This is a genomic window from Pseudoalteromonas shioyasakiensis (assembly GCF_022398475.1).
In the GTDB taxonomy this organism is placed as follows: domain Bacteria; phylum Pseudomonadota; class Gammaproteobacteria; order Enterobacterales; family Alteromonadaceae; genus Pseudoalteromonas.
Genome location: NZ_JAKEVM010000301.1, coordinates 1 through 774, shown reverse-complemented (window position 1 = coordinate 774; position 774 = coordinate 1). Strand labels below are relative to the sequence as shown.

Genomic DNA, 774 nt, shown 5'->3' with positions numbered 1-774 from the left:
AAATATAGGTTTATCTGAAAAAGCTGATTCTATGAAAGGAAAACTCATACTTGTGTCTAAAGTAAATAAGATATGAATTTGCATAACAACTCTTTAAAGTAGATCTAATCCTAAAATCTGAATTTTATGACTGGTCATACCTATTTTATTGCTAGGTATTGACTAGAGAGGCGATATTAATAAAATAGCCCAGCTTTTTGATTCAGCTACCGTTAAGCCAAATTAACCCCCACGCTTTTTTTAGAGTAACTTATGCCAAACGTGTCTACTTGCATCACTTATGATGCATCGACGTCACTCGTGATGATGACGTTAAGAGGGACTGCTAGTGCACAGGATGTGATAAATTTTTACCAAATTGCCCAACAATATTCAGAATTACATGGGTCAGAGAAAATACTCGTTGATGTGTCTGAGATGACGCACAATTTCGCACCTGCTGATTTATTCACCATTATGCCGGAAGTGGCAAACTCTTTGAAAAAAGCTATTGTAGCAATAGTTGTAAGTTTTGATGGTTTTATGCACGACTTATTTATGCAAAAAGCAAAACGCTATAACTTACAAGCTGAAAACTTTGAATGTTTTAACAAAGCAAAAAATTGGCTGGTTCGTCAATAATTGGTCGAGCTAGTCATCGCTATTTTGTTGTGTATATCTGGGCTTACAAATACCGCTAATTCTTAGCTTTTATTGTGCGATTTACCTTGATGTTTACCGCCAAAACCTAGCAATTCATTACGTAACCTTTTAAACTGTTTAGCCAATTAATAA

Annotated in this window: 1 protein-coding gene; it reads left to right on the top strand. The window is 34.9% G+C overall.

The genetic code is table 11. The annotated features are described in order from the left end of the window. Positions 1-252 precede the first annotated feature (252 nt). A complete protein-coding gene (locus tag L1D51_RS21610) occupies positions 253-621 on the top strand; it encodes a hypothetical protein (protein ID WP_239964851.1) in 369 nt (122 codons plus the stop codon). The last annotated feature ends 153 nt before the right edge of the window (positions 622-774 follow it).

Coding starts and splice junctions, on each gene's coding strand:
- L1D51_RS21610 (WP_239964851.1), top strand. CDS start 253: ATGCCAAACGTGTCTACTTGCATCACTTATGATGCATCGACGTCACTC.